Source organism: Pantoea sp. SM3 (assembly GCF_000963995.1).
GTDB classification, from domain to species: Bacteria; Pseudomonadota; Gammaproteobacteria; order Enterobacterales; family Enterobacteriaceae; genus Pantoea; species Pantoea rwandensis_B.
Genome location: NZ_JZRD01000047.1, coordinates 1 through 24,496 on the forward strand (window position 1 = coordinate 1; position 24,496 = coordinate 24,496).

The window sequence follows — 24,496 nt, forward strand, 5'->3', positions numbered from 1 at the left end:
AGCCCACAGCCCACAGCCCACAGCTCACAGCTCACAGCTCACAGCTCGCAGCCCAAAGCCCACAGCCTTCAGCGTACGGTGCGTCCTTTTACTTCACCAGGGCACGATGCGACCCAGATAATCGAGATAATGCAGGCCGGTGCGACCCGCATACGCCTCCATAGTGTTGAGCAGATTCGGGATACTTTCGTCGATGGTCAGGCGCGCTTCCGGCCCGCCCATATCGGTTTGCACCCAACCCGGCGCCATCAACAGCAATGTACGCGCATCCTGATGACGGGCGGCAAAGCTGCGCATAAACATGTTCAAGGCTGCTTTGCTACCGCGATACACCTCGTAGTTGCCATTGGTGTTGTTGGTCAGACTGCCCTGACCGGAAGACATCACGGCAATCGTGCCGCTGATGCTGACCCGATCTTTGAATGTCTCGATCACGCGTAATGGGCTGAGCGCGTTGGTCACCATCACACGGGTGAACTCCTCGGTTGAAACATCGGCGATGGTTTCCCGATCGTCATTTTTCACCCCGGGATTGACGAACAGCATGTCAAACTCCGTCCCGGTCAGGCGTTGATGCAGGGCGTGAACCTGGTCGGGTGCTGTAATATCCACCGTTTCCACCGTCAGCTGTTGCGGATAGCGTGCAGCCAGCTGCACCAGTTTATCGGTAGAATGGGCTCGCCCGGTGGCCACAACCTGATAGCCTCGCTGCAGCATGGTTTCTGCCAGTGCGAATCCCAGCCCGCGTGATGTGCCAATCAATAATGTTTTCATCATTTGTTCCTCAGTAAGCGTTGATGGGGAAAGTCTAGCCCGTGACAAGGGGAGGCGGAACACGCAGCCTATGCAGTGATAACCTGCATCAAACGCCTTGTTATGCAGCGTGACATCCAGCAGGATATTGACCATGAACACCACCGATCTGAATTTACTCACGGCACTCGACGCGCTGCTCACCACGGGCAGCGTGGTGGGCGCGGCACGCCAGCTCAACCTGAGCGAATCCGCGATGAGCCGTACGCTGGGCCGCCTGCGCAAGGTGACGGGCGATGCGTTATTGGTACGCGCCGGCCGGCAGATGGTGCTGACCCCTTATGCAGAAGCGATACGAGAACGGACGCAGCGTACGTTGCGGGAAGCGCATGCAGTGCTCAGCCCGGATGCTGAAACGCTGGATTTGGCACAGCTGAATCGCTGTTTCAGGCTGCGCACCAATGAAGGCTTTGTTGAAGCGTTTGGCAGCGCGCTGATTGCGGCTGTGACCGCGCAGGCACCGAATGTCGAGTTGGTCTTTGTGGCAAAACCGGAGAAAAGCGATCGTGAGTTGCGTGATGGCAGCATCGATATAGAGATTGGCGTGCTCGGCAATATGGGGCCTGAAATTCGCTTGCAGGCGCTGTTTCGCGATCGTTTCGTCGGCGTGGTGCGTGCGGGCCATCCTTTGACACAGCAGATGGATATCAACCAATTGGCCCGATTTGGTCACATTGTGGCGTCTCGTCGGGAAGAGCGGGGTGGACCGATCCATGAGGCGATTGAGCACGCCGGATTGCAGCGCAAGATTGTCGCTGTCGTGCCCGCGTTCTCCGCCGCCGTGGCGTTGGTGGTGAATTCGGATTGGGTGGCGCTGGTACCTCGTTCGCTAGTTGAGCATCACCCATTGATCGTGCACAGCCAGGCGTTGGTGATGCTTGCGTTGCCCTTTACCACGCCAGAAATGACAGTGTCACAAATGTGGCATCCACGACTGGAAAATGATGCCGCGCATCGCTGGTTGCGCGGCGTGGTGAAACAGGTGTGCGTTATGGCGCGTAACTCACCGGCGTAATGGCAGTGGGATCAAGCTGCTGACCCAATACCGCTAACGTGGATGCCATTGGACAGAGCGTGCCGATCTCGGTGACCCGACAGTCAGGCGCTCGCCACTCTTCACGCAGCAGCGGGTGCGATTGATCCACGGAGTACAGATTACGCAGATCGTCGAGGCTTTGTGCCTGGAAATAAACATGCAGCCAATGCTTGCCGCTCTGCTTATCGCGCCAGCGTTCAAACACCAGGCTACTGCCGGGGGGAATGTTGCCGCGCGTATAGCCCGGCAAAGTCCAGGTGAAGCCCATCAAAGTGCGCACCATCGCGATATTGGTGTCATGTGCGACAAACAGCAGCCAGCGTGCATCCGGCACGGCATCTGAAACAGGGCTGACACCCTGTTCAACACCCTGAATCATTTCATTCAGCAGAATGGAACCACGCTTTTTCGCCGTATACAGCACGTCGTTACTGAGATCGTAATTAGCGGTTAACAACGGTAATACAGCGGTAATCTGCGCGGAGTGGGTGATATTGCCCCAGGCCAGTTGATCTGCCGGCAGGTTCTCACTCCAGCCCAGACGCAACGTCTCCACCATGTTGGCAAGGACACTCAATCCCTGCACATAGGTCTTGCCGCTCTTGCTCTGCTTGATCTGCCACGGATTGTCAAAGAACGAGCAATCGCTGCCTGGCTGACAGACAGCACTCTTTAATGCCTGCACAGCAGGTTGTAGCGTCTGCTGGCGAGCCACCAGATCCCCCGTCGTTGCTGTTACGGCGGCAAGTTGTTGTGCCGGATCGGTATCGGTAGCCGGAAAGGCTTCGGTCTGGAACAGGGGATCATCTTCACCCGCCACGTGATGCACGGTTACGCCACAGCCTGGAAAGGCACCATCCACCAGCGCCTGGGCAGTGGCGCGGGTGCGTTGCAATGGGCTGGCGCGAACATACACCTCCTGTGCCTGTGGACAGCCTGACGTCAATAAACCCAGCTGACGATAGTGATCGCCTTCCCAACGCCCCTTGTTCACGACGGCCGCGTAGCCGTGCCCGGTCAACTCGCCATCGTGTGTGGTCCAGATTGTCCACGGGCGCTGAGTCGCTGCTTCAATCTCTTTACGGTTGCCAGGCGTGGGCGGGCGAATACCATGACGGCTCAATTCCACGACCTTTTCCAGTTGATACTGCGCTTCCGCGTGCGCCGGTAGGGCGCTTAACCAGGACGCACCGGCAACCAACAGGCTGGCGGCAAACAGATTTCTACGAAGGTTCATCGTGATCCTTATATGAAAATAGGGCGCTTAAGCAGAACCGGGTGAGATAACACGCTGTGTTTAGGCACCGCGCACGGATCCACGCCACACCACATCGGCCTGGTACAGCAAGCTGTCATGCTGTTGCTCAGTTTGCGGAGTAAAGCCGGTCTCATCGGCCTCGGTTTGCATCAGCCAGTTCACGGCATCGCGTGCAAATTGCTCAACCGGCTGGGCAAACGTGGTGAGATGGTAAGAAGACCAGCCCGCTTGCGCGATATTGTCATAGCCGATCAGACATAAGTCCTCGGGCACGCGCAGGGCAAAACGGTGGCGTGCTTCATCCATAAATCCACAAGCAACCAGGTCGGTCACGCAAAACACGGCGTCGGGTCGTTGATGCTGAGTCAGCAATCGATGGGCCAGAATCTGCCCGCTTTCGTAAGAGGTGGAGCCGAAGCGCTCAACGGTAACCGTCATCCCAACGCGCTGCGCTTCGGCAACAAATGCCGCTTCGCGTTTCATCAGGCTGGGTGTGCCCGCCAGGGAGTTAGCGAAGGCGAGGTGTTGACAGCCGGCGCGCTGAAACGCCATCACCGCTGTGGCAGCGGCTCGCTTTGCATCCAGATTGATGCTGAGTGAACCGGGTAGTGCTTCATCGCGGTTAATCAAAATGATGCGCTGACCATGCTGATAACACTGGCGCGTGATGGTGCGATCCGGCATGCCGGAAAGGATGATCGAGGCGTCCGCACGGAAGTTAATCGCCTGCTGTAACGCGGCTGACACGCTGTTGTCGGAACGATCCGTATTGATCAGCATGGCAATTTTTCCCGCTTCCTGCAGGAACTGGGTCAGCCAGCGCACCAGGCTGGCGCGATAGGGTGTGGCGATTTCCGAGACAATCAAGCACACAATCCCACTGCGATTACGCACCAGGCCGCGCGCCAGATGGTTGACGTGATAGCCCAGTTCTTGCGCGGCTTTCATGACGCGGATTCGCATGGCAGGGGACACGCTGGCACCCGGTGTAAACACGCGTGACACCGCTGAACGTGATACGCCAGCGCGTTCTGCCACATCCTGCGCACTGACCACGGTTTTCTCACTCTGCATGCTTAATTCCTGCGCAAACATCGGTTGAAAATGAGTCTGCCTCAAATTGCAAAGCTGTGCAAACCGTTCGGGATCTATTTTGTTGCATTTTTGTGACACAGCATATCAATTGCATTGTAAGTAGTTTGACAGCTGTTTTTTTGTTCATTACTACTTTGCACAGATGTGCAAATAGGTGCCAGTGAAGCACCACCCTACAATCCAAGGAGAACACCATGCGAGCTACCTCAATCGCCGTCGCACTATCCCTCTCTTGTACAGCACTGCCCTTTGCTGCCTCTGCGGCGGGCAATCTCAACATGGTTTGTTCCGCTGACGTGGTGGTGTGTGAGCATATGACACGCATCTTCAGCCAGAGCCATCCGGATATTAAAGTCAGTATGGTGCGTTTGTCGGCGGGGGAAGCGTATGCGCGTTTGCGCAGCGAAGCACGCAATCCACGTACCGATATCTGGTGGGCCGGAACCGGCGATCCGCATATGCAGGCGGCCGATGAGGGGTTAACGCAAGTGTATAAATCACCGCTGCTTGATCAGCAGCAGGATTGGGCACAGAAGCAGGCTGAGAACTCGGGCTATCGCACGGTGGGAATTTACGCGGGAGCACTGGGCTGGGGCTATAACACCAAACTGTTAGCCGATAAAAAACTGAAAGAACCCCTCTGCTGGAAGGACTTGCTGGATCCCGGCTTTAAGGGGGAAATCCAAATCGCCAACCCTAACTCTTCCGGTACCGCCTACAACACGCTGGCCACCCTGGTGCAAATCATGGGGGAAGATCAGGCCTTCGACTACCTGAAAAAACTCAATGCCAACGTCTCGCAATACACCAAGTCAGGCTCTGCACCGGTGAAAGCCGCGGCGCGAGGTGAAACCACGGTCGGTATCGTGTTCATGCATGATGCCGTTGCAATGCAGGTGGATGGCTTCCCGATCAAAACCGTGGCGCCCTGTGAAGGTACAGGCTATGAGATTGGCTCAATGTCGATTGTGAAAGGGGCACGCAACCTGGCGAATGCCAAAGTCTGGTACGACTGGGCGCTCAGCGCTGAGGCGCAGTCGCATATGAAGGAAGCGAAATCCTTCCAGCTGCCGTCAAATCGTCACGCAGAAATCTCGGAATACGCCCCGCGCTTCGAGAACATCAAGCTGATCGATTACGACTTCAAAACTTATGGCGACTCAGCCAAACGCAAAGCGCTGCTCAGCCGCTGGGATAAAGAGATTGGTGCCAGCGCACAGTGATGACCTGACTGCGTGAACCCGCGCCACATCCTGCGAGATCCTCTCCTTGCCGTGGCGCCTTTCAACACATCATTCCACTGCGAGCCGGAGAGCCAGACTCTCCCTCTTGAGGTGTTTTATGCATGCAAATAATCGTCGGCTTACCGGCGCACTGTTGATCGGCCTGGCATCCCTACTCTTGCTGCCGTGGTACAGCCTGGAGGCCGGCTTTTTTGATGGCGGCTGGCTGTTCAATCTGTGGAGCGACCCAGCCAATGCGCCCGCCTTATGGCAGGTCAGCTCACATCCGTGGCTGGCGATTGCGCTGATCGTGTTCGCCCTGTGCGCCGCGTGTGGATTACTTCCATCTGGCGCGCGCAGCCGCCTGATGCTGTTATTTAGCGCACTGGGCGTCATTTTTCTGGTGATTGAAGGCCATGCCATCGGTTACAGCGGCTGGAGTTGGCTGTGGCTGGAAAATCGTTTCGGGCCACTGGATCAGGGCCAACCGGCGATGGGCGCGGGTGCGTTGCTGATGCTGACCACCTTTTTACTGCTGTTCTCTTTTGCGCTGGCCGAGCGGGGCGTGCTGAAAGGCGATGCCTTTGTGGTGGCGTCGTTGGTGTTACTGACCGCGCTGGTCAGCATATTTGTGCTCTATCCGGTACTCAGCATGTTTGTAGTGTCGGTACAGGATGTTGATGGCAGTTTTAAACCCGACGGACTGATCAGCAACATTCAGGACCCTTCGATCTGGAGTCTGGCCTGTCTGAAAGGCGGCACCTGCGGCACCGCCTGGCGTACGTTGTGGCTGGCGCTGATGACGGCCTCTGGTTCTACGTTATTGGGGCTGGCCTTTGCGCTGGCCGCTACGCGCACGCCGCTGCCCTGTAAAAAAGCGCTGCGTATGCTGACCATTTTGCCGATTATCACGCCGCCGTTTGTGATTGGTCTGGCGCTGATTCTGCTGTTTGGCCGTTCAGGCGTGGTCACGGAATATCTGGCGGCGCTGTTTGGCATCGAACCCGGAAGATGGCTGTATGGTTTAGCCGGCATCTGGATTGCGCAGGTGCTGTCATTCACGCCTATCGCGTTTCTGGTGCTGATTGGTGTGGTCGAGGGGGTAAGCCCTTCACTGGAAGAAGCCTCACAAACGCTGCGCGCTAACCGCTGGCGCACCTTCAGCCGCATTTCTCTGCCGTTAATGGCGCCCGGTCTGGCCAACGCTTTCCTGATCAGCTTTATCGAAAGCATGGCTGATTTTGGTAACCCGATGGTGCTGGGCGGCAGTCACGGTGTGCTCTCCACCGAAATCTTCTTCTCGGTAGTCGGAGCGCAGAATGATCCCAGTCGGGCAGCGGTGCTGGCGATGATTTTACTCAGCTTCACTCTGGCGGCGTTCGTACTGCAGCGTTGGTGGCTGGGCGGCAAAAACTTCGCCACCGTCACCGGTAAGGGCGATGGCGGCAAACATGGTCAACTGCCCAGACTGTTACGCTACGGCGTGTACGGCATGGTGATTCCGTGGGGGCTCTTCACGTTGGTAATTTACGGCATGATCGTCGTCGGTGGGTTTGTGCAGTCATGGGGGCTGAATGACGCCCTCACTGTCGAGCATTATGTGCGGGCCTTCCGTGTCAGCGTCAGTGACGGGCATCTGTTGTGGACCGGCGTGGCGTGGAACTCGTTCTGGACCACGCTGGAGATTGCGCTGATTGCCGCGCCGCTCACCGCGATTGTCGGCTTGCTCACCGCCTGGCTGATTGTGCGGCAGAAGTTTGCCGGCCGTCAGACGTTTGAATTCTTGCTGATGCTGAGTTTTGCTATTCCGGGCACGGTGATCGGTGTGAGCTATGTGATGGCCTACAACCTGCCGCCGCTGGAGATCACCGGTACGGCTCTGATTCTGATTGCCTGCTTTGTGTTTCGTAATATGCCGGTGGGGGTGCGCGGGGGCATTGCGGCGATGAGCCAGCTGGATAAAAGCCTTGATGAAGCCTCACTGACGCTGGGTGCCAACAGTTTCCGCACGCTGCGCAAAGTGGTGTTGCCGTTGCTCAAACCGGCGATCAGCGCCGCGTTAGTGTATGCCTTCGTTCGCGCGATTACTTCGATTAGTGCCGTGATCTTCCTTGTCAGTGCGCAGTACAACATGGCGACCTCCTACATTGTCGGGCTGGTGGAAAACGGTGAGTACGGCGTGGCGATTGCTTACTCCACTGTATTGATTGTGGTGATGCTGCTGATCATTGGCGTGTTTCAGTGGCTGGTCGGTGAGCGAAAACTGCGCCGCGCTGCCCGCCCCGTTGATATCGCCATGCCGCCTTCTTCAACTTCGTTAACTCAGGAGAGAACCGTATGACCAGTATCAATGCGGGTTCCGTGGTATTTGAGCATGTCACCAAACGTTTTGCGGGTTTCAACGCCTTGCCGGATCTGTCGTTGACGGTGGAACCCGGTACGCTGGTCACGCTGCTTGGCCCCTCTGGCTGCGGCAAAACCACCACACTGCGCTTGTTGGCGGGGTTGGAACATCCCACCTCCGGGCGCATTTTGATTGGCGGTAAAGATGTGACGCATCTGCCTGCCAACGAACGCGATGTGGCAATGGTGTTCCAGTCTTACGCGCTGTTTCCACATATGAGCGCGCTCGACAACATTATGTATGGGCTTCAGTCCTCGGGAATGAACAAGCGAGAAGCGCTGGATCGTGCCCGCGAAGGGTTGAAACTGGTTGGACTGGAAAACCAGGGGCAACGATTGCCATCCGAGCTTTCAGGCGGTCAGCAACAGCGCATCGCCGTGGCGCGTGCACTGGTGCTGGAACCCCAGGTGCTACTGCTGGATGAGCCGTTATCTAACCTCGATGAACGTTTGCGCCGCCGTGTCCGTACTGATATTCGTCAGTTACAACAAAGACTTGGATTTACTGCCGTCTACGTCACGCACGATCAGGAAGAAGCGCTGGCGGTGTCTGATAAAATTATTGTCATGAAAGAGGGTGATATTGCCCAGCAGGGCGCACCTGAAAGCCTCTACCACGCGCCGAATTCGGTGTTCATCGCTGATTTTATGGGGGAAGCCAACATCCTGCCGTGCGAAGTCGAGCAGGTGGAGGGCAACGATGCGCTGGTGCGGCTGGGAAATCTGCGTTATCGCGTGCGCGGTAACGGCGTGCCAACCGGCTCGGCCCAATTGTCGGTGCGTCCACAGTTTATTACGTTGCATAGCGATGGGCAGGGAGCCCTGCAAGGCGAAGTGACCCACAGCACATGGCTGGGTGATCACATCGAATATGAAGTGGCCACGCCGCTCGGTTCCTTGTTTATCGTTGATGCGCAGATGGAGCAGCGTCTGCCGCTGGCTGCTGCCGTGGCGATTGATTTTAAACCTCAGGGATTAGCCCTGATTGCCGGTTAATGTAAGGACAGATAATGAGTGACACCGTAAATGACGCACTGCTATCACGTTTGATTTTGGCAGAGAAAGTGGCACGCGCAGGGGGCGAAAAGGCGCTGGAGTATTTCCATCAACGCGACACGCTGGTGGTCGAGACCAAGTATGACCTGCAGGATGTGGTGTCGCGCGCTGACCGCGAAGTCGAGCAGATGATCGACCAGCAGATTCGCGCCCAGTTTGCCGATGACGGTTTTCTGGGGGAAGAGTACGGATTGCAGGAAGGCACATCGGGATACACCTGGGTGGTGGATCCGATTGATGGCACCAGCCCGTTCCTCAATGGCATGCCTAACTGGTGCGTGTCAGTGGCGGTACTGCATGACGGCGTGCCGGTGATTGGCGTGATTTTTGCCCCTACTTATCAGGAGTGCTATGTGGCGGCGCTGGGGCAAGGCGCGACTTTAAATGGTCGCCGCTTGCAGGTTGATCCGAGCCGCACGCTACAAAACCATGTCACAGGCTTTGGTGCTAACAGCCACGTTAGCCCTGCTGAAGTGGGTAAAATTCTGGCCTCATTGCTGGAAGCCGGTGGTAACTTCATCCGTATCGGTTCCGGCGCATTAATGCTGGCGTGGGTGGCGGCGGGTCGGGTAGTGGGCTACTACGAACCCTATATGCACGCATGGGATTGCCTGGCGGGTTATTGCCTGGTGAAAGAGGCGGGCGGTTGGTATCACCCGTTTAATACCGAAGGTGAACGTTTGCTGAAAGGCGCTCAGGTGCTGGCAGTAGCGCCTGGGGCTGAAGCTGATTTGAAACGGATTGCGGGAATTTAAACGCTGCCTTCTTTGTCGGGAGCCGTTGTCGTTACGCCGCTCCCGGCAAACACTTTAAAACGCCACTAAAGCTAGTCAGCCCGCAACAACCCAGCAGCATTGCAATTCAAAACTGGCGATGCTGTTATAACGCATCACCCTATTCACCAGAGCATCATGTGTCCCTCTCCTCATCTGATTGGTTCAGCCGCAATGGCATTGAATGTTCGCGCGTTAACGCCACTGGCAGCCGCTTTCCGCGTCATCTGCATGACGAATATGTGATTTGCGCTAATCTCAGCGGGCGTGAAGAGATTTGGCTCGATGGCAAGGTCTCTGACGTGTTTGCCGGGCAGGTGACGATTTATAATCCCGTCGCGGTTCAATCATCTTTGTTCAGCAATGATCCGGTGAGTTTTATCAGCATCCACTTGCCGCAGGCGATCTTAACCGAAATGTTTGGCAGCACCGCTGCGCCAGCTTTGCGCGAAGGAGTGTTCCATGACACGCGGTTGTTTCAAGCGATCACTGAATTCGACCAGGCCGCGCGCGCAGGAGATGAATTACTGCTGGAACAACAATTGTTGTGGCTGTGTGGTGAACTCCTCGACGACAAAGAGAGCGTGCATCAGGGGGAAGTGCAGATTATTGAGCAGGTGAAGCAGTTTCTTGGTGAACACTTGCACGAGAAGCCGCAACTGGATGCGCTGGCGCAACGGGCGGGGCTGAGTAAGTATCATCTGGTGCGCCGTTTCACCCAGCTCACCGGGCTGCCGCCGCTGCAATATCATATGCAACTGCGGCTGCAACAGGCGCGCCATCTCTTGCGACGTCGGGTACATCCGCAGGAAGTTGCGCTGCAACTCGGTTTTTACGATCAGAGCCACTTCATCAACACCTTTCGTAAAGTGATGGGCATTACGCCTTACCATTATTCTCAGCAAATTGCTTCAGCCCAGCACAAACTCCCGATAGCCTGACACCATCACATAGGCGGCGAAGTAGCAGAAGATCAGTGCCGAGGCGAGATAAGAGTATTTCAACAGGCGCTGACCCAGCAGCTTACCGCCCATGCTGCCCACCAGGCACAGCACACAAGTCCAGACCACTCCCGCGATAAAGAATCCGCCGAGGAAAGAGGAGGTGGCATTGACGCTGCCATGCCCCATACGAGCAATCAGTGCGCCGCCCACGCTGGCAAACCACAAAATCGCGGTGGGCGATGACATCGCCAGCACGACGCCTCGACTAAACTCGCGCAACAATGAGCGATAAGGCTGTTGCTCTGCGGTAGGTAACGGCGCGTCTTTACGCAGTGCGGCGATCAGCATTTTACCCGCGAACCACAGCAGTAAAACTCCGCCACCAATCCACAACACCCAGCGTACCACGGTAAACTGCAAAACCACTGCCATGCCTGCCAGCGCCAGCAGCGCATAAATCAGGTCGCCAATACAGGTGCCTATTCCCAGCCAAAAGCCGTGAAAATAGCCGCGCTGCATCGCGAGGGTAATCATGGCGATATTGGCCAACCCAATATCAAGGCACAGCGATAAACTCAGCAAAAAGCCATTTGAAAACTGCAGCATAGCAACGAGCCTGTCCTTATTTTTTTCTGTGGGCGTGATTAAACCACGGCAAGGATCAACTGTATTGGAAAGAATTGCGCCTTCGTGGCTGCTCTACCGGGGAGATAGCCACATGAGGAATCGTCATCGCGCCTGGTTTTCTCATCGTTGCAATTATGGTTATATGCATCCATCTGCCATCAACGACCAAACGTTATGAATCTTCGGGATAAAATTGTCAGTCAGTTCAGTGAGCTGTCACCGGAACTGCAGCGCGCCGCCGAATTCGCACTGCAAAACGCCAATCAACTGGTGGTGCAATCGATGCGCGCATTTGCGGTGGAAGCAGGCGTCAAACCCGCAACCCTGTTACGCCTGGCGCAACGTTTGGGCTATCAAGGCTGGGGCGAACTGAAAGATGCTTTTATTGATGATATCGGACTGCGTAATGATACATACGTATCCAAAGCCGAAAAACTGATTGCGAAAGGCACCCAGCCGCAGCTGTATGATGAGGTGTTCAACGCGCATCAGGCCAATCTGGCCTACACGCAAAACGAAAACCAGTCAGAAATGGAGCAGGCTGTCGCTTTACTCGATGCCGCTGACAACGTTTACATCTGTGGTTTTCGTGCCAGTTTTCCCATCGCCTGGTCACTGTTTTATGTTTACCGACTCTTCAATCGCCAGGTCTCACTGATTGATGGCCTTGCCAGCAATATTGAAGTGTTTACCCGTGAACTCACCGAGCAGGATTGCGTGCTGCTGACCAGCTTTGCGCCTTATTCCCGCGAGTCATTGGATGTGCTGCACGCCGCGCAGCAGGCTGGCGCGAAGATTATCGCGATTACCGATTCACCGGTTTCCCCGCTGGCACAGGCCGCCGACTGCACCCTATTATTCTCTATCGACAGCCCGTCGTTCTTCCCTTCTGTGGTCTCTGGCATGGGGCTGGCAGAGTGCTTACTGGCAATGCTGGTGGCGCGCCATGGCCGTGATGCCGTGCATAAAATCGAAAATGCCGAACGCTATCTGATCGAATCGGGCGCTTATGTGGTGCCAGGCAAATCCTGATAAATGATTCATTTGCATCCGTCATAAGAAAATAGAATGCATGTGAATCATTATTGCATTGACGTGATCCAAATGAATCCTGCAAGATGCGCTTAATGACCGTCGCGTATTCAGGAGCAGTACCCAGCATGAGCCACATTATTCACCGCAGTTTGCGTAGCACGCCCGCCGTAGCCGCACGCGCCGAAGGGGCGTACATCTTCGATAAACAAGGAAAGCCGTATCTTGATGCCTGCGGTGGTGCCGCCGTTTCCTGCTTAGGCCATGCACATCCTGATGTGTTAGCGGCCATGCATCGTCAAATTGACCAACTGGCTTACGCTCACACCAGCTTCTTCACTAGCGATACCGTTGAACAGCTTGCCGAACAGCTGACGCGCACGGCGCCTGGCGATCTCAACTATGCCTATTTCGTGTCCGGCGGCTCGGAAGCCGTGGAAACCGCGCTGAAATTAGCACGTCAGTATTTCGTTGAAATCGGCCAACCGTCACGCACCAAATTTATTGCGCGCAAACAGAGCTATCACGGCAATACGCTGGGCGCGCTGGCCGTCGGCGGCAATGAGTGGCGTCGTCGTCAGTTTGCCCCGTTACTGATCGACGTGATTCGCGTGTCAGCCTGTAATGAATATCGCGATCGTCGTGCTGATGAAACACAACAGCAATACACCACGCGTCTGATCAATGAACTGGAACAGGCGATCATTGATGCAGGCCCGGAAACCATTATTGGCTTCTGCGCTGAAACGGTGGTGGGTGCCACCACCGGCGCGACACCGCCAACGCCGGGCTATCTGAAAGGCGTGCGTGCGCTGTGTGATAAATACGGCATCCTGTATATCGCTGATGAAGTGATGTGTGGTATGGGCCGCACCGGGACGTTGCACGCCTTTGAACAAGATGATGTGGTGCCGGATTTGGTCACTATCGCCAAAGGGTTGGGCGGGGGTTATCAGCCTATTGGCGCCGTGTTGGCCAGTGAAAAGATCGTTTCAGCACTACAGTCGGGCAGTGGTCTATTCCAGCATGGTCATACTTACATCTGCCACGCGACAGCGGCTTCAGCGGCATTGGCGGTGCAGCAGGTTATTGAACGCGATAACTTGCTGGATGCCGTGAAGCAGCAGGGCGCTTACCTGCAAAATGCACTGCGTGAAGTGCTCGGGGGATTACCCCATGTGGGTGACACGCGTGGGCGCGGCTTATTTGCCGGTGTGGAGCTGGTACGCGACAAAGAGAGTAAAACCCCGTTCGATCCCGCGCTGAAATTGCATGCCGGTATCAAAGCCAACTGCATGGCTCGCGGCCTGATGGTCTATCCGATGGGCGGCACGATTGACGGGCAGTATGGCGATCATATCCTGATTGCTCCACCGTTTATTATTACGCCGGGCCAGCTCGATTTTGTGGTGGATACGCTGGCGACCGTGATTCGTGAAGAGACCGGTAAATTATGATTAATCGTTTACCGCCACTGGCGGAGCATGAGTGGGACGAGCAGCAACGTCCACTGGCAGAAGAGATCATTAACGGTCCACGTGGTGCGCTGCTTCCACCCTTTGAACCCCTACTGCGCAGTCCGGAGTTGATGGCGCACGCGCAGCGCATGGGAGAATACCTGCGTTACCGGAGTGCGCTCGGTCAGCGCTTATCGGAACTGGCGATTCTTATGACCGCCCGGCACTGGTCGCAGCCGGTGGAGTGGGCGATTCATGCGCCCATCGCCCGTGAAAAGGGCATATCCGCCGCTGCCGTACAGGCCATTAATGAAAAACGCCTGCCCGATGATTTGCTGGCCGATGAGTGGGTGATCTACCACTTTTGTCAGCAGCTGCATCAACAGCAAAAAGTCTCTGACGCCACCTGGCAACAAGCCATCGATTTATGGGGCGAAAAGGGTGTGGTCGATCTGATTGGCATCAATGGTTATTACAGTTTCCTCTCGATGATCATGAACGGCGCACAGACGCCGGTACCCGAAACACGGGATGTTATTATCCCGGCATAAGCCGTCGTTTTTATCAGGGCGTGATCGGATGCGCCCTGAATATCAAATGGATTTATCTTCTTACTCCCGCCGAAATATTTCGCTGGGTGACATTTATCGCACACTATTTCACTGACGCTGAGGGTTATTATGTCTGCATTATTCTCTAAATTAAAAGTTACGTTAGCATTGGTTGCTTGTTCAGCCAGTTTTGTTGCAGCAGCACAAGATAAATTAACCGTCGGTGTGGATACCGCATTTGTACCGTTTGAATTTAAACAAGGCGACAAGTATGTAGGCTTTGATATCGATTTATGGGATGCCATTGCTAAGAAAATGCACGTCAGCTACGAATTACGCCCAATGGATTTTGGTGGTTTAATTCCTGGCTTGCAATCGCGTAATCTGGATGTGGCAATGGCGGGCATTACCATTACCGATGCGCGTAAACAAGTTGTCGATTTCAGTGAAGGATATTATGACGCCGATTTATTGATGGCGGTGAAAAGCTCTGATAATTCCATCACTAAATTTAGCGATTTATCTGGCAAAAAAGTGGGCCTGAAGCAAGGCACAGCCGCTGCCAGCTTTATGAAAAGCAAATATAAAGCAAACTACGTCGAATTTCCGAACATCGATAATGCCTATCTTGATCTGCAAGCCGGCAACCTCGACGCCGTGGTGCATGACTCACCTAACGTGCTCTATTACGTGAAAACGGCAGGCGATGGCAAAGTGAAGTCCACCGGTGAAACCGATAGCATTTTGCCACAGCAGTATGGCTTTGCGATGCAGAAGAACAGCAGCTTAACGCCAAAAGTGAATGCTGCGTTGCAGGCACTGCGCGCGGATGGCACCTATAACAAAATCTACGTGAAATGGTTTGCTAAGCAGCCAAAATAATCCCGCCAGGCCGGTGAGAATCGGCCTCGTTTCGCTTTTACGGGTTGAAAGATGAATTTCGAAAGTAAATATATTTGGGAGTCCCTGCCACTGCTGTTACAGGGATTACAGTTAACGCTGATTATTTCGCTATCAGGATTGCTGGGTGGTTTTATTATTGGTTTGCTGGCGGGAACCTGTCGTGCATTGGGCGGTAGAATATCAAAAACACTTTCACTGATTTTCGTTGAGTTAATTCGCGGAACGCCGATTATGGTGCAGGTGATGTTCATTTATTTTGCACTGCCGATGGTCATGCCGATTCGTATCGATCCGGTCACGGCTGCGATTGTAACCATTGTCATTAACTCTGGCGCCTATATTGCGGAGATTACACGCGGTGCGATTCTTTCCATTAATAAAGGTTTTAAAGAAGCCAGCCTGGCCATGGGATTATCACAACGCAGTACCGTATGGCACGTTATCATGCCGCTGGCGCTACGTCGTATGATCCCCGCGTTGGGTAATCAGTGGATTATCAGCATCAAAGACACCTCGTTATTTATCGTTATTGGTGTGGCGGAATTAACTCGCCAGGGCCAGGAGATTATTGCCGGTAACTTCCGTGCATTGGAAGTCTGGACAGCAGTGGCAATGATTTATTTGCTGGTGACGTTGTGCCTGAGTTTCCTGTTGAAACAACTGGAGAAAAGGATTCATATTCTATGAGCATGGTTGAATTTAACGCGGTGTCGAAAAATTTCGGCACCACTCAGGTACTGCACGACATCAATTTAAAGATTGAAAGCGGTGAAGTGGTGGTGATTATTGGGCCGTCAGGCTCCGGTAAGTCGACGCTGTTACGCTGCATCAATAAACTCGAAGAGATATCCTCTGGTACGTTGTTGGTGGCAGGCATGCACATCACCGATCCGCACGCCAATGAGTGCGATATCCGTCGTGAAGCAGGCATGGTATTTCAGCAGTTCCATCTGTTCCCCCATCTCACCGCGTTGGAAAACGTGATGTTTGGTCCAATTCGCGTGCGCAAGCTGAGCAAATCCGCGGCTCGTGAACAGGCGATGGCACTGTTGGATCGTGTGGGTTTGCGTGAGCGCGCCAATCACTATCCTTCCGAACTCTCTGGCGGCCAGCAGCAGCGAGTGGCGATTGCGCGTGCACTGGCCGTCAAGCCGAAGATGATGCTGTTTGATGAACCCACCTCGGCACTGGACCCTGAATTACGTCATGAAGTGCTGAAAGTGATGCGCTCGTTGGCGGATGAAGGCATGACAATGGTAATCGTGACACATGAAATCGGTTTTGCGCGTGAGGTGGCCTCACGTCTGATCTTTATTGATGGCGGAACCATTGCCGAAGATGGCCCACCTGATATGCTGCTGACAGCCAGCAGCAATCCGCGTCTGAAAGAATTCTTGCAGCACGTCTCCTGAACAGAAGTGAACGATAACAACATGAAAAAACTCGCAATCCGTGGTTCCGCCTTTGAAATCGGTCAGCAACTGGGTGAATTTGGCCGTGAGGCGTGGCACCAAAAACTGAAGCTCACCGCCCTTTGGCAAACGGTGACCGGCATGAAAGACGCCGATCAAACGTTGACCCTGCGCGCGTTGGTCGAGACGCGCTATCCACTGATCTGGCAAGAGCTGGAAGGGCTGGCCGCAGGTTTACAGGCGCCGATTGAGGAGGTGTTTGCCTGGAACTGTCGCGGTGACTTAGTGCGTTCAACTTCGGATGGCTGCACTACCGTGGCGGGGCAGCGTGCTGATGGTGTGCTGATCATCGCGCACAATGAAGATGGCTTCCCGCAATTACGAAATGACTGTGCCATCGTGAGCATCCGTCCGGATAGCGGAATGGGGTTTACCAGCTTTGCTTATCCGGGTTCGATTTGCGGTCATACCATTGCCGTTAATGATCGGGGCGTGGTGAATACGGTGAATAATATTCGTGCGCTGCATCGTCCTGAAGGCGTGCCGCGTCAGATTCTGGCTCGCGCCGCGTTGAATGCGGCCACGCTGGATGAGGCCATCAGCATTCTCACCACATCACCGCGCGCAGGGGCTTTCCATCATACGTTGGGACAGATGGGCGACAGCCGTTTGTTTAGCGTGGAAGCCACGGGTTCGGGTTGCTCGGTGATGCCACTAACCACAGTGTTCGCCCATGCTAATCATCTGATTCATCCGCAGCTTGATGACGTTGAACAGGTGATTACGGACAGTTCCGGCTCACGTCAGCAGCGTTTAATAGCTTGGCTGGAGACACAAACGCAGTTGGATGGCGATGCAGCTATCGCGATTCTCTCTGACCAGCATGATGCGGAGCTGCCGATTTATCGCCTCTCGCCGAACGATCCGGATGAAGAGAACACCCTGGCGACAGCAGTATTTACCTTGCATGCCAAACAGGTTGACTGGCAGATATTTACCTTGAATCGTGATGAGCCAGAATTTAAAGGCACGATTTCCTAAAAACTATTCTGCTATATTGTGAACCCGGTCACCATGACCGGGCGCTGTACAATTTAATCCCACTATAGTCGTTAAACATTCCGATTATGGTGGGGTACAAAATGAATAGAAATAAAAAAGCCGCATTCAGCGGTTTAGCATCAAACATAACCGTGGCATTATCGCTAGCTGTTTTTTCACTGGCGGGGAGCGCTATGGCAAATGCCGCGAAACATCATCAAATCGCTTTAGTGGGTACCTGGACGTCAATTCCGGATGCGCCATTAGAGCAAAAACCGGATCACCCTAGCGAAGGATTGTATCGCCTCAAGGTGAATGCAGATGGCACCTTAACACCACTTGATGTGATCAAAATGAAAAGCCCGTCATGGATTGTAAAATCCAAAGATGGACGCTTTGCTTATACCACCAACGAAGAAAACGCCGGGGCCGTCACCGCACTGTCCGTTGATAAAAACGGTCAGGTGAAGGTGCTGAACGTGTTGGATAGCCATGGCCAGCAGCCGACGCATGCCACTATCAGTCCGGACGGAAAATTCCTGTTTGTCGCCAACTATTCGGTGGCGAAAGGCGGCGCGGGCGTGTCGGTGTTCCCGATTCATCATGACGGTAAACTGGGTGAGCAGGTGCAGCACTTTGCCTTTGATCAGGGCACGGGCGCGGTGAAAGGGCGTCAGGATGGTGGCCACGCGCACTCAACCACCTTTACCCACGACGGCAAATATCTGTACGCTGCCGATCTCGGCGGTGACAAACTCCATGCCTATCGTTATCACGCCACTCAGTCTGAGCCACTGGAAGCGGACAACGCGCGTGACGTAACCTTTACCGCAGGTTCTGGCCCGCGTCATATGGTGTTCTCACCGGATGGCAAACATGCCTACGTCAACACGGAAATGGCCGGTGAGATCGCGGTGTTTACCGTGAAAGATGATCGTCTTGATCGCAGCGCTACTGTGAAACTGAACACTGATAATAACAGTGCTGAATACCGTAGCGGCGGCGGAATTATTCTCAGTCCGAACGGTAAATATGTGATTGCGGCGAATCGTGGCTCAGATAATAAACTATTGGTGTTTAAAATTGAGACAGATGGCCAGTTAGGCAAGCCGGTCAGTTATAAAGCGAATGGTATCGAACCTCGAGCGTTCTCATTTGATGCCAGCGGAAAATATCTTTATGTCACAAACGTGTTCACCAACAATATTTCTCTGTTCCATTTCGATGCGAATAGCGGTGCGCTGAAAGCGGCGGGCGATGCAGCGAAAATATCCACGCCCACGGATATAAAGTTCTTTAATTAAGCAACGAAGTGGGCGCATTGTTTTGCGCCCACTTCGTCATGTTATTTTATCTGCGACATGTCCAGCAGCGCCTCTTCCATTGAAGCACCAAACATTTGTCCGTGGGAAAGTCCTGGAAAGAGTTGATAGCGTGCAACCGCGCCGTTCTCTGCCATATCCTCGATAGTGGTGCGTACTGCGCGCAACACTTCAGGTTCTGCCGTATTGCTATCGCTGCGGCGGTCGCCATTCCCTTCCATCAGAGTGATCTGCGTATCACTGGCTTTTCGGGTCTGCATCTCACTTAATAAAGAAGTGTACCCCTGGCCGATCGACGGGCTGGCAGCGAAATAACGCGTAAACACTGGAGAGGAGAGGTAGCTGTCGAGTACAAATAACCCGCCGTAGGAGTGTCCCCACAGCCCACGTTGCTGATGATTGATATGCAAACCTTTCTCCGCTGCGGGCAAAATACGCTGCTCAAGCAATTCGCGGAATGCGATGCTTCCGCCGCCCTTGCGACCGCGGCTGAAGGTGTATCCTGCATCGCCATGTTCTTTATCAGGCGGGGTGTAATCGAAAGTCCGCGCGTTGACATCAAACGGCAGGGTGGTTTGATACCCAACCACCACCAAAACCGGCGGGTTACCTGACGAGAGTTTTTGCAGCAGCGGGTCACTGAGTCTGTCCATCACCGCGTTGCCATCCAGCATCGTGATGATTGGATAGCCCGAAGCCGGAGGGGCTTTATCTGGCACGGCAGTCCAAACCTTGTAATGCCGCAGGCCATCCGCCGAATCAAATCCGCGAAGAGAGAACTGGTAAAAAGCGGAGCCCTTGTCGGCGATATTGGGTCCGAGTGGCGTCATATTGGGGCGTGCAAAAACGCTGGTGGCGACACTGCCAAGCAACAATAACAGCAGGCCAATGGAACGGTTTATCGCTGAAAATCTATAAGGCATTGAAATCCTAATAATCTGATTTGTTGGTGCACATCACTTCGCACCATAATGAGAATGATTATTAATTTCAATGATTTTTAACTCTCAGCAGTATGTGTCAGTAGAGATGTTTTGACAGGAAGGTCTGCCATTATCGGTAGGATTTCATTCGATCAGTTCCAATCAACAGGGCGGCACGAAGCCGCCACCGTTCTATAACGTACGACGCTTTGCCCGCTGGAAAAACACCAGCCATACGCCCATCGAAGTGACGATCAGCACCCAACCCATCTGGCTGATCACTGCCTCCATAATGCCGTCCAGTGCAGGCGAGATCAGCGTGTTGAGCTGCAACACCGTTGACACTTCGTAACAGCCAATCGCAAAAGCCACCACAATCGAAAGTGACGAAATGGCGAGGGTATAATTGAGACTGCGCAATGGATCGAACTGCGACCAGCGATACAGCTTCAACATCATGACGCCATCAGTGGTATCGATGAGCATCATGCCCGCGGTGAACAATAGCGGCATCAACATAATGTGGAGTATCGCTTCGCCGCCCGCAGCATGATTGGCCGACATGCCGAAAATCGCCACTTCGGTGGCGGTATCAAAGCCAATGCCAAACAGAAATCCAATCAGGAACAGATGATGGCTTTTGCTCACCATGCGAAACAGCGGGGCGCACAGCCTGGTCAACACGCCGTGGTGATGGCTCTCCTGCGGAACAGGGGTTGCATCGCCGCGCAGCAACCTCTGACGTTGACGAAAACATTGCCACAGCGTTCGGCTGTTAGCCCAGGCGAGCAACAACAGAAACGCGCCGGAGATCAGCGTGCTGATCATACCGCCGACTTCCTTGACGCCCGGAAACATCTGTTGCAACGGTCGAGTGGTTAAGGCGAATATCAGGCAGGCGATTAGCACCACGGAGGCATGCCCCAGCGAAAACCACATTCCCGCCGTGAAAGGGCTCTTCCCCTCATTGCTCAGCTTGCGCGTGGCATTATCGATGGCGGCAATATGGTCGGCATCCACGGCATGGCGTAACCCAAACAGATACGCCAACAGCGCTACGCTGAGCGCGGCGGGTGAATGCTGAAACGTCACCAGCGCCGTGCCGATCACCAGCAAGTTGAACAGCATCGCGCCGCTTATCACCGCCATGCCTTTCTGCTTATTACTCAGCACTTTCATAGGTGCTCCCCAAATGATTATCCAACGGCGGCGAAGACCCGCAGCGGCTGGATTGATGGCGGCATTGCGTGGTGATCATGATGGTGGTGATGATGATGGTCATGGTCATGTAAATGGTCGGGCGGACAGCTGGCGGCGGCGAGATCCACCGGGCTGCCGTGAGGGGTGTTGAGGAACGCCTGACGCCATTGCTCTTCACGACTCAATAATTCGGACCGCGGGATCAGATGATGCTGGGACAAGATCTTTTCCAGGCAACTCAGCCATTGCCGATAGTAAGCGGTGTGAGCACTTTCATCGCTGCGTTGTGGAGCGTGATGAATCTCCTGCGCAAATTGTTCTACCCATTGCGGCCAACTAAAATAGCCGCGCTGTGATAGCGCCACCGCGATAACAAAGGCATCGGCTTCCCACGGTTGTGCGAAAGCAGGATCGGCTTCTGTGACTTGAGCGATGATGGCATGCAACTCATCCATGCGTCGCCTCCTCAGTTTTGCCCTGAATATAGTCGGACCAGACGCTGAGATGAACACTGAAATTATCGTTGGTCTCTCCCCATAATTCAGCGGCGCTGAATTTCACCAGATAGACATACTGCGGCTTTTCCTGCTGATGCGCGACCAGTGCATCGGGAAACACGCAGGCACCGTAGTTCGCGACAATCACCCCTTTTTTACCGCGCGCATAGCGAGGCAAACGTGTATGACTGAGCGGATTCAGATTCTGCGTAATAATGGTGTCGCCGGGTTGATATTGAGGAGTGACATCCACCGGACGATGATAATTAGGTGGCGTGGTGATTAAATCGAGATAGCCTTGCGGTGAATAGGTGTTCATCATAAGTCCTCAGGCAGAGAGTTCAGTGAGACGCTGTTGTAATTCCTGCTCGGTAAATACACCGGTCTTACACATCAACTGTTCAATCGCAAACAACCAGTGCTCGTAATAGCTCGACTGCAAATATTCGGTCACCGGCATTTTTTCGATTTCATAGCGAAAATCATCCAATACGATCTTTCCGCTCATGAAAAAGACCAGCGTGGTGGCGAAAATATCTTTTTCCCACTGGCTGTGAAAATTAGGTTCGTTGGCCTCCATTTCAATGGGGCCTAAATTCTGCATGCCGCCGCAGTCGTGGATATTATTCATGGCTGCTCTCCGCTTAAAGAATACGTGTACCGATCATTGAATCCCGGGTGACTAATTGGGCTAAGGCGTTTTCATCCAGCCCCTCACTGTGAGCAGGCGGCTGTGGCAGGACGAAATAACGGATTTCTGCGTTGCTGTCCCAGACGCGAATCTCTTTGCTGGCGGGGATATCCGTACCAAATTCCGCTAAGACTCCACGCGGGTCGATGACTACACGCGAGCGATAAGGCGTGGATTTAAACCAGATGGGAGGCAAACCCAGTACCGGCCATGGGTAGCAGGAGCACAGCGTGCAAACCACAATGTTGTGCACGCTATCCGTGTTTTCCAGTACATGCAGTGTGGCCCCTTCAAACCCGGCAAAGCCCAGTTCGTTAACTGCATCGCGACCGTTTTCCAGCAAACGTGCTTTGAACGCGGGATCGCACCAGGCTTTTGCTACCACCTGCGCGCCATTGCGTGGGCCGACTTTGGTTTCGAAATAGTCCACGATGGTGTCAGTCACGTCCTGGCTCAGGAAACCTTTTCTGACAAGAGGGACTGAATAGCACGGATCTTTAACGCAGCATCAGAAGGTAATACAGAATGGTCCGACATTGTGACTCCTCAATAAGATGATAGGGGTGAGGACGATCAGAATTTAAAACGGTAATCCATCTGTAAATTACATCTTTGTTCAGACCGCCATCTGCTGTGTTTTATCGGACAGCGTCAGTGACTGAATTTTATTTGCACCGAAAGAGTGCCTGTTGCTGTGTTTAAGTGCATTAAAAGAGTCAGTGAATAAATAAATTATCGCTATTTGATTGTGCGCTTTAAAGTGGCTGGCGGATGAAGCCCAGCTCTGAACTCGCTGGCGGCCAGTGGAGCCAGTATATAAATAACCTGGGCATTCATTTTTAATTTCTGGCCCGGTTATTGCTAATCTCAATGACATGCCCCAATGCTGTGGCTCTTGATTTCTATTTATGCAGACAGTGCAGTCTGCTGCTCATCTCTATTTCTTCCGGTTCCCGGAATACTCCATCTCTATTCATTCCAAAAACTTCATTGCGAGGGTGCTATGGCTATTAGTCGTCGTTCATTTCTTCAAGGATCTGCCGTATCGGCATTAGGCCTGGCAGCAGGGGTTGCACCAACATTCACCTTAGCCGCTGACAGCAAAGACGCTATCAAAGTGGCGAGCATTCTTGACCTCTCGGGCGGACTGGATATTTACGGCAAACCCATGTCCAACGCCATCAATCTGGCCGCGGATGAGATCAACGCCGCTGGAGGATTATTAGGCCGACCGCTGCAAATCATCAATTACGATGCGCAATCCAACATGCAGCTCTACGCGCAATACGCCCAGCAGGCCGCGCTGAAAGACAAAGTGGCGGTGGTGCACGGCGGCATTACTTCCGCGTCGCGCGAAGTGATTCGTCCGGTATTGGATCGTTTTCGTTCGCTCTATTTTTATCCTGCGCAGTATGAAGGCGGTGTGTGTGACCGCAACTACTTCTCATCTGGCTCCACTCCAGCGCAGACCGTGGAAAAACTGGTGCCCTATGCGATGAAAAAGTGGGGCAAAAAAGTCTATGTATTGGCAGCGGATTATAACTACGGCCAGATTGTTTCATCGTGGGTGAAGAAGTCGGTACGTGATAACGGCGGGGAAGTGATGACGGTGGAGTTCTTCCCGCTGGATGTGACTGACTTTGGTGCCGCGATTTCAAAAATCCAGAGCGCTAAACCTGACATGGTGTGGTCAGCCCTGGTCGGTGGTGCGCATATCTCCTTTTATCGCCAGTGGCACGCCGCAGGTATGAGCAACAAAATCCCCATCGCTTCCACGGTGTTTGGCGGCGGTAATGAACACATCATCCTGTCACCTGAAGAGAGCAACGGCATTCTGGTGGCGGCAAATTACATGCAAGAGATCCCGTCTGCTGAGAATAAAGCCTTCGTGGATAAATTCCATGCACGTTACGGCGACATGTACATCAGCGACCTGGCGATGGGCGCGTATCAGGGCATGTTGATTTGGGCCGAAGGGGTGCGTAAGGCGGGTGATATTGACCGCATGAAAGTGATCGAGGCACTGGAATCAGGCGTCACATTGACGTCTCCAAGCGGCCAGTTAACGGTCGACCCCACCACGCATCACTGCTCGCTGGATGTGCACATTGCCGAGGTCGAGAACCATCAGATGAAAATTCTGGAAACCTTCACCAATCAGGCACCGGTTGATACGGCAATGGTGTGCGACCTGAAGAAAAATCCACGCGATACCAAACAGTATCAGATCGAGCTGTAA

The 24,496-nt window shown here is 53.9% G+C and carries 25 protein-coding genes; 15 read left to right on the forward strand and 10 right to left on the reverse strand.

Annotated features, from left to right (window positions below; translation table 11 throughout):
- Positions 1–93 precede the first annotated feature (93 nt).
- A complete protein-coding gene (locus VI01_RS22360; RefSeq protein WP_045816675.1) occupies positions 94–774 on the reverse strand; it encodes an SDR family NAD(P)-dependent oxidoreductase in 681 nt (226 codons plus the stop codon).
- A gap of 133 nt (positions 775–907) precedes the next feature.
- On the opposite strand from VI01_RS22360, the gene VI01_RS22365 reads away from it, so the two are divergent.
- Complete coding sequence (locus VI01_RS22365; RefSeq protein WP_045816676.1) at positions 908–1,828, forward strand: LysR family transcriptional regulator; 921 nt, start codon at positions 908–910, stop codon at positions 1,826–1,828.
- On the opposite strand, the gene VI01_RS22370 is transcribed toward VI01_RS22365, so the two are convergent.
- A complete protein-coding gene (locus tag VI01_RS22370; protein ID WP_045816677.1) occupies positions 1,803–3,086 on the reverse strand; it encodes a histidine-type phosphatase in 1,284 nt (427 codons plus the stop codon). The genes VI01_RS22365 and VI01_RS22370 overlap by 26 nt on opposite strands.
- A 60-nt stretch (positions 3,087–3,146) precedes the next feature.
- On the reverse strand, positions 3,147–4,181 hold the full coding sequence (locus tag VI01_RS22375; RefSeq protein ID WP_045816678.1) for a LacI family DNA-binding transcriptional regulator: 1,035 nt from the start codon (positions 4,179–4,181) through the stop codon (positions 3,147–3,149).
- A gap of 215 nt (positions 4,182–4,396) precedes the next feature.
- Between VI01_RS22375 and VI01_RS22380 the strand changes: the two genes are divergently transcribed.
- The 5 genes from VI01_RS22380 to VI01_RS22400 all read left to right on the forward strand — a co-directional run bounded on the left by VI01_RS22380 (position 4,397) and on the right by VI01_RS22400 (position 10,598).
- Positions 4,397–5,425 carry an ABC transporter substrate-binding protein gene (locus VI01_RS22380; protein ID WP_045816679.1) on the forward strand — a complete coding sequence of 343 codons (1,029 nt, stop codon included), beginning with the start codon at positions 4,397–4,399 and terminating at the stop codon, positions 5,423–5,425.
- A 118-nt stretch (positions 5,426–5,543) separates the two neighbouring features.
- Complete coding sequence (locus VI01_RS22385; RefSeq protein ID WP_045816680.1) at positions 5,544–7,766, forward strand: iron ABC transporter permease; 2,223 nt, start codon at positions 5,544–5,546, stop codon at positions 7,764–7,766.
- Positions 7,763–8,824: an ABC transporter ATP-binding protein gene (locus VI01_RS22390; protein WP_045816681.1), complete on the forward strand. Its 1,062-nt coding sequence runs from the start codon at positions 7,763–7,765 to the stop codon at positions 8,822–8,824. Before VI01_RS22385 ends, VI01_RS22390 begins: the two co-directional genes overlap by 4 nt.
- A gap of 14 nt (positions 8,825–8,838) precedes the next feature.
- On the forward strand, positions 8,839–9,639 hold the full coding sequence (locus VI01_RS22395; RefSeq protein ID WP_045816682.1) for an inositol monophosphatase family protein: 801 nt from the start codon (positions 8,839–8,841) through the stop codon (positions 9,637–9,639).
- 158 nt (positions 9,640–9,797) lie between these two features.
- Positions 9,798–10,598: an AraC family transcriptional regulator gene (locus tag VI01_RS22400; protein WP_045816683.1), complete on the forward strand. Its 801-nt coding sequence runs from the start codon at positions 9,798–9,800 to the stop codon at positions 10,596–10,598.
- Here VI01_RS22400 and VI01_RS22405 read toward each other — a convergent pair.
- Positions 10,569–11,207 carry a LysE family translocator gene (locus tag VI01_RS22405; RefSeq protein ID WP_045816684.1) on the reverse strand — a complete coding sequence of 213 codons (639 nt, stop codon included), beginning with the start codon at positions 11,205–11,207 and terminating at the stop codon, positions 10,569–10,571. The genes VI01_RS22400 and VI01_RS22405 overlap by 30 nt on opposite strands.
- Positions 11,208–11,402: 195 nt before the next feature.
- Here VI01_RS22405 and VI01_RS22410 point away from each other — a divergent pair, with 195 nt between their 5' ends.
- From VI01_RS22410 to VI01_RS22445, 8 genes are all read left to right on the forward strand, one after another.
- A complete protein-coding gene (locus VI01_RS22410; protein WP_045816685.1) occupies positions 11,403–12,260 on the forward strand; it encodes a MurR/RpiR family transcriptional regulator in 858 nt (285 codons plus the stop codon).
- Positions 12,261–12,388: 128 nt separating this feature from the next.
- Positions 12,389–13,717 carry an aspartate aminotransferase family protein gene (locus VI01_RS22415; RefSeq protein ID WP_045816686.1) on the forward strand — a complete coding sequence of 443 codons (1,329 nt, stop codon included), beginning with the start codon at positions 12,389–12,391 and terminating at the stop codon, positions 13,715–13,717.
- Complete coding sequence (locus VI01_RS22420) at positions 13,714–14,268, forward strand: carboxymuconolactone decarboxylase family protein (RefSeq protein ID WP_197079617.1); 555 nt, start codon at positions 13,714–13,716, stop codon at positions 14,266–14,268. Before VI01_RS22415 ends, VI01_RS22420 begins: the two co-directional genes overlap by 4 nt.
- A 129-nt stretch (positions 14,269–14,397) precedes the next feature.
- Positions 14,398–15,150 carry a glutamine ABC transporter substrate-binding protein GlnH gene (gene glnH, locus VI01_RS22425; protein WP_034830281.1) on the forward strand — a complete coding sequence of 251 codons (753 nt, stop codon included), beginning with the start codon at positions 14,398–14,400 and terminating at the stop codon, positions 15,148–15,150.
- Positions 15,151–15,201: 51 nt separating this feature from the next.
- On the forward strand, positions 15,202–15,858 hold the full coding sequence (glnP, locus tag VI01_RS22430) for a glutamine ABC transporter permease GlnP (RefSeq protein WP_045816687.1): 657 nt from the start codon (positions 15,202–15,204) through the stop codon (positions 15,856–15,858).
- A 2-nt stretch (positions 15,859–15,860) separates the two neighbouring features.
- Positions 15,861–16,583 (forward strand): glutamine ABC transporter ATP-binding protein GlnQ, encoded by a 723-nt coding sequence (gene glnQ, locus VI01_RS22435; RefSeq protein WP_045816712.1) that lies wholly within the window; start codon positions 15,861–15,863, stop codon positions 16,581–16,583.
- 21 nt (positions 16,584–16,604) lie between these two features.
- The gene (locus VI01_RS22440; RefSeq protein ID WP_045816713.1) at positions 16,605–17,624 is read left to right on the forward strand and encodes an acyl-CoA--6-aminopenicillanic acid acyl-transferase; all 1,020 of its coding nucleotides are present in this window, start codon (positions 16,605–16,607) and stop codon (positions 17,622–17,624) included.
- 194 nt (positions 17,625–17,818) lie between these two features.
- Positions 17,819–18,928, forward strand: coding sequence for a lactonase family protein (locus tag VI01_RS22445; protein ID WP_045816688.1), 1,110 nt, complete (start codon positions 17,819–17,821; stop codon positions 18,926–18,928).
- Between the two features lie 41 nt (positions 18,929–18,969).
- On the opposite strand, the gene VI01_RS22450 is transcribed toward VI01_RS22445, so the two are convergent.
- The 6 genes from VI01_RS22450 to nthA form a co-directional block, all read right to left on the reverse strand.
- The gene (locus VI01_RS22450; RefSeq protein ID WP_045816689.1) at positions 18,970–19,869 is read right to left on the reverse strand and encodes an alpha/beta hydrolase; all 900 of its coding nucleotides are present in this window, start codon (positions 19,867–19,869) and stop codon (positions 18,970–18,972) included.
- 192 nt (positions 19,870–20,061) lie between these two features.
- Positions 20,062–21,048, reverse strand: coding sequence for a HoxN/HupN/NixA family nickel/cobalt transporter (locus tag VI01_RS22455; RefSeq protein WP_052697021.1), 987 nt, complete (start codon positions 21,046–21,048; stop codon positions 20,062–20,064).
- 17 nt (positions 21,049–21,065) lie between these two features.
- Positions 21,066–21,524 carry a nitrile hydratase accessory protein gene (locus VI01_RS22460; RefSeq protein ID WP_045816690.1) on the reverse strand — a complete coding sequence of 153 codons (459 nt, stop codon included), beginning with the start codon at positions 21,522–21,524 and terminating at the stop codon, positions 21,066–21,068.
- Positions 21,517–21,888: an SH3-like domain-containing protein gene (locus VI01_RS25965; RefSeq protein ID WP_052697022.1), complete on the reverse strand. Its 372-nt coding sequence runs from the start codon at positions 21,886–21,888 to the stop codon at positions 21,517–21,519. Before VI01_RS25965 ends, VI01_RS22460 begins: the two co-directional genes overlap by 8 nt.
- Before the next feature lie 6 nt (positions 21,889–21,894).
- Positions 21,895–22,197 carry an SH3-like domain-containing protein gene (locus VI01_RS25970; RefSeq protein WP_045816691.1) on the reverse strand — a complete coding sequence of 101 codons (303 nt, stop codon included), beginning with the start codon at positions 22,195–22,197 and terminating at the stop codon, positions 21,895–21,897.
- A gap of 13 nt (positions 22,198–22,210) precedes the next feature.
- Positions 22,211–22,702 (reverse strand): nitrile hydratase subunit alpha, encoded by a 492-nt coding sequence (gene nthA / locus VI01_RS22475; RefSeq protein ID WP_231638578.1) that lies wholly within the window; start codon positions 22,700–22,702, stop codon positions 22,211–22,213.
- A 558-nt stretch (positions 22,703–23,260) separates the two neighbouring features.
- On the opposite strand from nthA, the gene VI01_RS22480 reads away from it, so the two are divergent.
- Complete coding sequence (locus VI01_RS22480) at positions 23,261–24,496, forward strand: ABC transporter substrate-binding protein (protein WP_045816692.1); 1,236 nt, start codon at positions 23,261–23,263, stop codon at positions 24,494–24,496.

Coding starts and splice junctions, on each gene's coding strand:
- glnP (WP_045816687.1), top strand. CDS start 15,202: ATGAATTTCGAAAGTAAATATATTTGGGAGTCCCTGCCACTGCTGTTA.
- VI01_RS22455 (WP_052697021.1), bottom strand. CDS start 21,048: ATGAAAGTGCTGAGTAATAAGCAGAAAGGCATGGCGGTGATAAGCGGC.
- VI01_RS22385 (WP_045816680.1), top strand. CDS start 5,544: ATGCATGCAAATAATCGTCGGCTTACCGGCGCACTGTTGATCGGCCTG.
- VI01_RS22415 (WP_045816686.1), top strand. CDS start 12,389: ATGAGCCACATTATTCACCGCAGTTTGCGTAGCACGCCCGCCGTAGCC.
- VI01_RS22480 (WP_045816692.1), top strand. CDS start 23,261: ATGGCTATTAGTCGTCGTTCATTTCTTCAAGGATCTGCCGTATCGGCA.
- glnQ (WP_045816712.1), top strand. CDS start 15,861: ATGGTTGAATTTAACGCGGTGTCGAAAAATTTCGGCACCACTCAGGTA.
- glnH (WP_034830281.1), top strand. CDS start 14,398: ATGTCTGCATTATTCTCTAAATTAAAAGTTACGTTAGCATTGGTTGCT.
- VI01_RS22365 (WP_045816676.1), top strand. CDS start 908: ATGAACACCACCGATCTGAATTTACTCACGGCACTCGACGCGCTGCTC.
- VI01_RS22405 (WP_045816684.1), bottom strand. CDS start 11,207: ATGCTGCAGTTTTCAAATGGCTTTTTGCTGAGTTTATCGCTGTGCCTT.
- VI01_RS22445 (WP_045816688.1), top strand. CDS start 17,819: ATGGCAAATGCCGCGAAACATCATCAAATCGCTTTAGTGGGTACCTGG.
- VI01_RS22380 (WP_045816679.1), top strand. CDS start 4,397: ATGCGAGCTACCTCAATCGCCGTCGCACTATCCCTCTCTTGTACAGCA.
- VI01_RS22460 (WP_045816690.1), bottom strand. CDS start 21,524: ATGGATGAGTTGCATGCCATCATCGCTCAAGTCACAGAAGCCGATCCT.
- VI01_RS22440 (WP_045816713.1), top strand. CDS start 16,605: ATGAAAAAACTCGCAATCCGTGGTTCCGCCTTTGAAATCGGTCAGCAA.
- VI01_RS22420 (WP_197079617.1), top strand. CDS start 13,714: ATGATTAATCGTTTACCGCCACTGGCGGAGCATGAGTGGGACGAGCAG.
- VI01_RS25970 (WP_045816691.1), bottom strand. CDS start 22,197: ATGAATAATATCCACGACTGCGGCGGCATGCAGAATTTAGGCCCCATT.
- VI01_RS22410 (WP_045816685.1), top strand. CDS start 11,403: ATGAATCTTCGGGATAAAATTGTCAGTCAGTTCAGTGAGCTGTCACCG.
- VI01_RS22450 (WP_045816689.1), bottom strand. CDS start 19,869: ATGCCTTATAGATTTTCAGCGATAAACCGTTCCATTGGCCTGCTGTTA.
- VI01_RS22360 (WP_045816675.1), bottom strand. CDS start 774: ATGAAAACATTATTGATTGGCACATCACGCGGGCTGGGATTCGCACTG.
- VI01_RS25965 (WP_052697022.1), bottom strand. CDS start 21,888: ATGATGAACACCTATTCACCGCAAGGCTATCTCGATTTAATCACCACG.
- VI01_RS22395 (WP_045816682.1), top strand. CDS start 8,839: ATGAGTGACACCGTAAATGACGCACTGCTATCACGTTTGATTTTGGCA.
- VI01_RS22370 (WP_045816677.1), bottom strand. CDS start 3,086: ATGAACCTTCGTAGAAATCTGTTTGCCGCCAGCCTGTTGGTTGCCGGT.
- VI01_RS22375 (WP_045816678.1), bottom strand. CDS start 4,181: ATGCAGAGTGAGAAAACCGTGGTCAGTGCGCAGGATGTGGCAGAACGC.
- VI01_RS22390 (WP_045816681.1), top strand. CDS start 7,763: ATGACCAGTATCAATGCGGGTTCCGTGGTATTTGAGCATGTCACCAAA.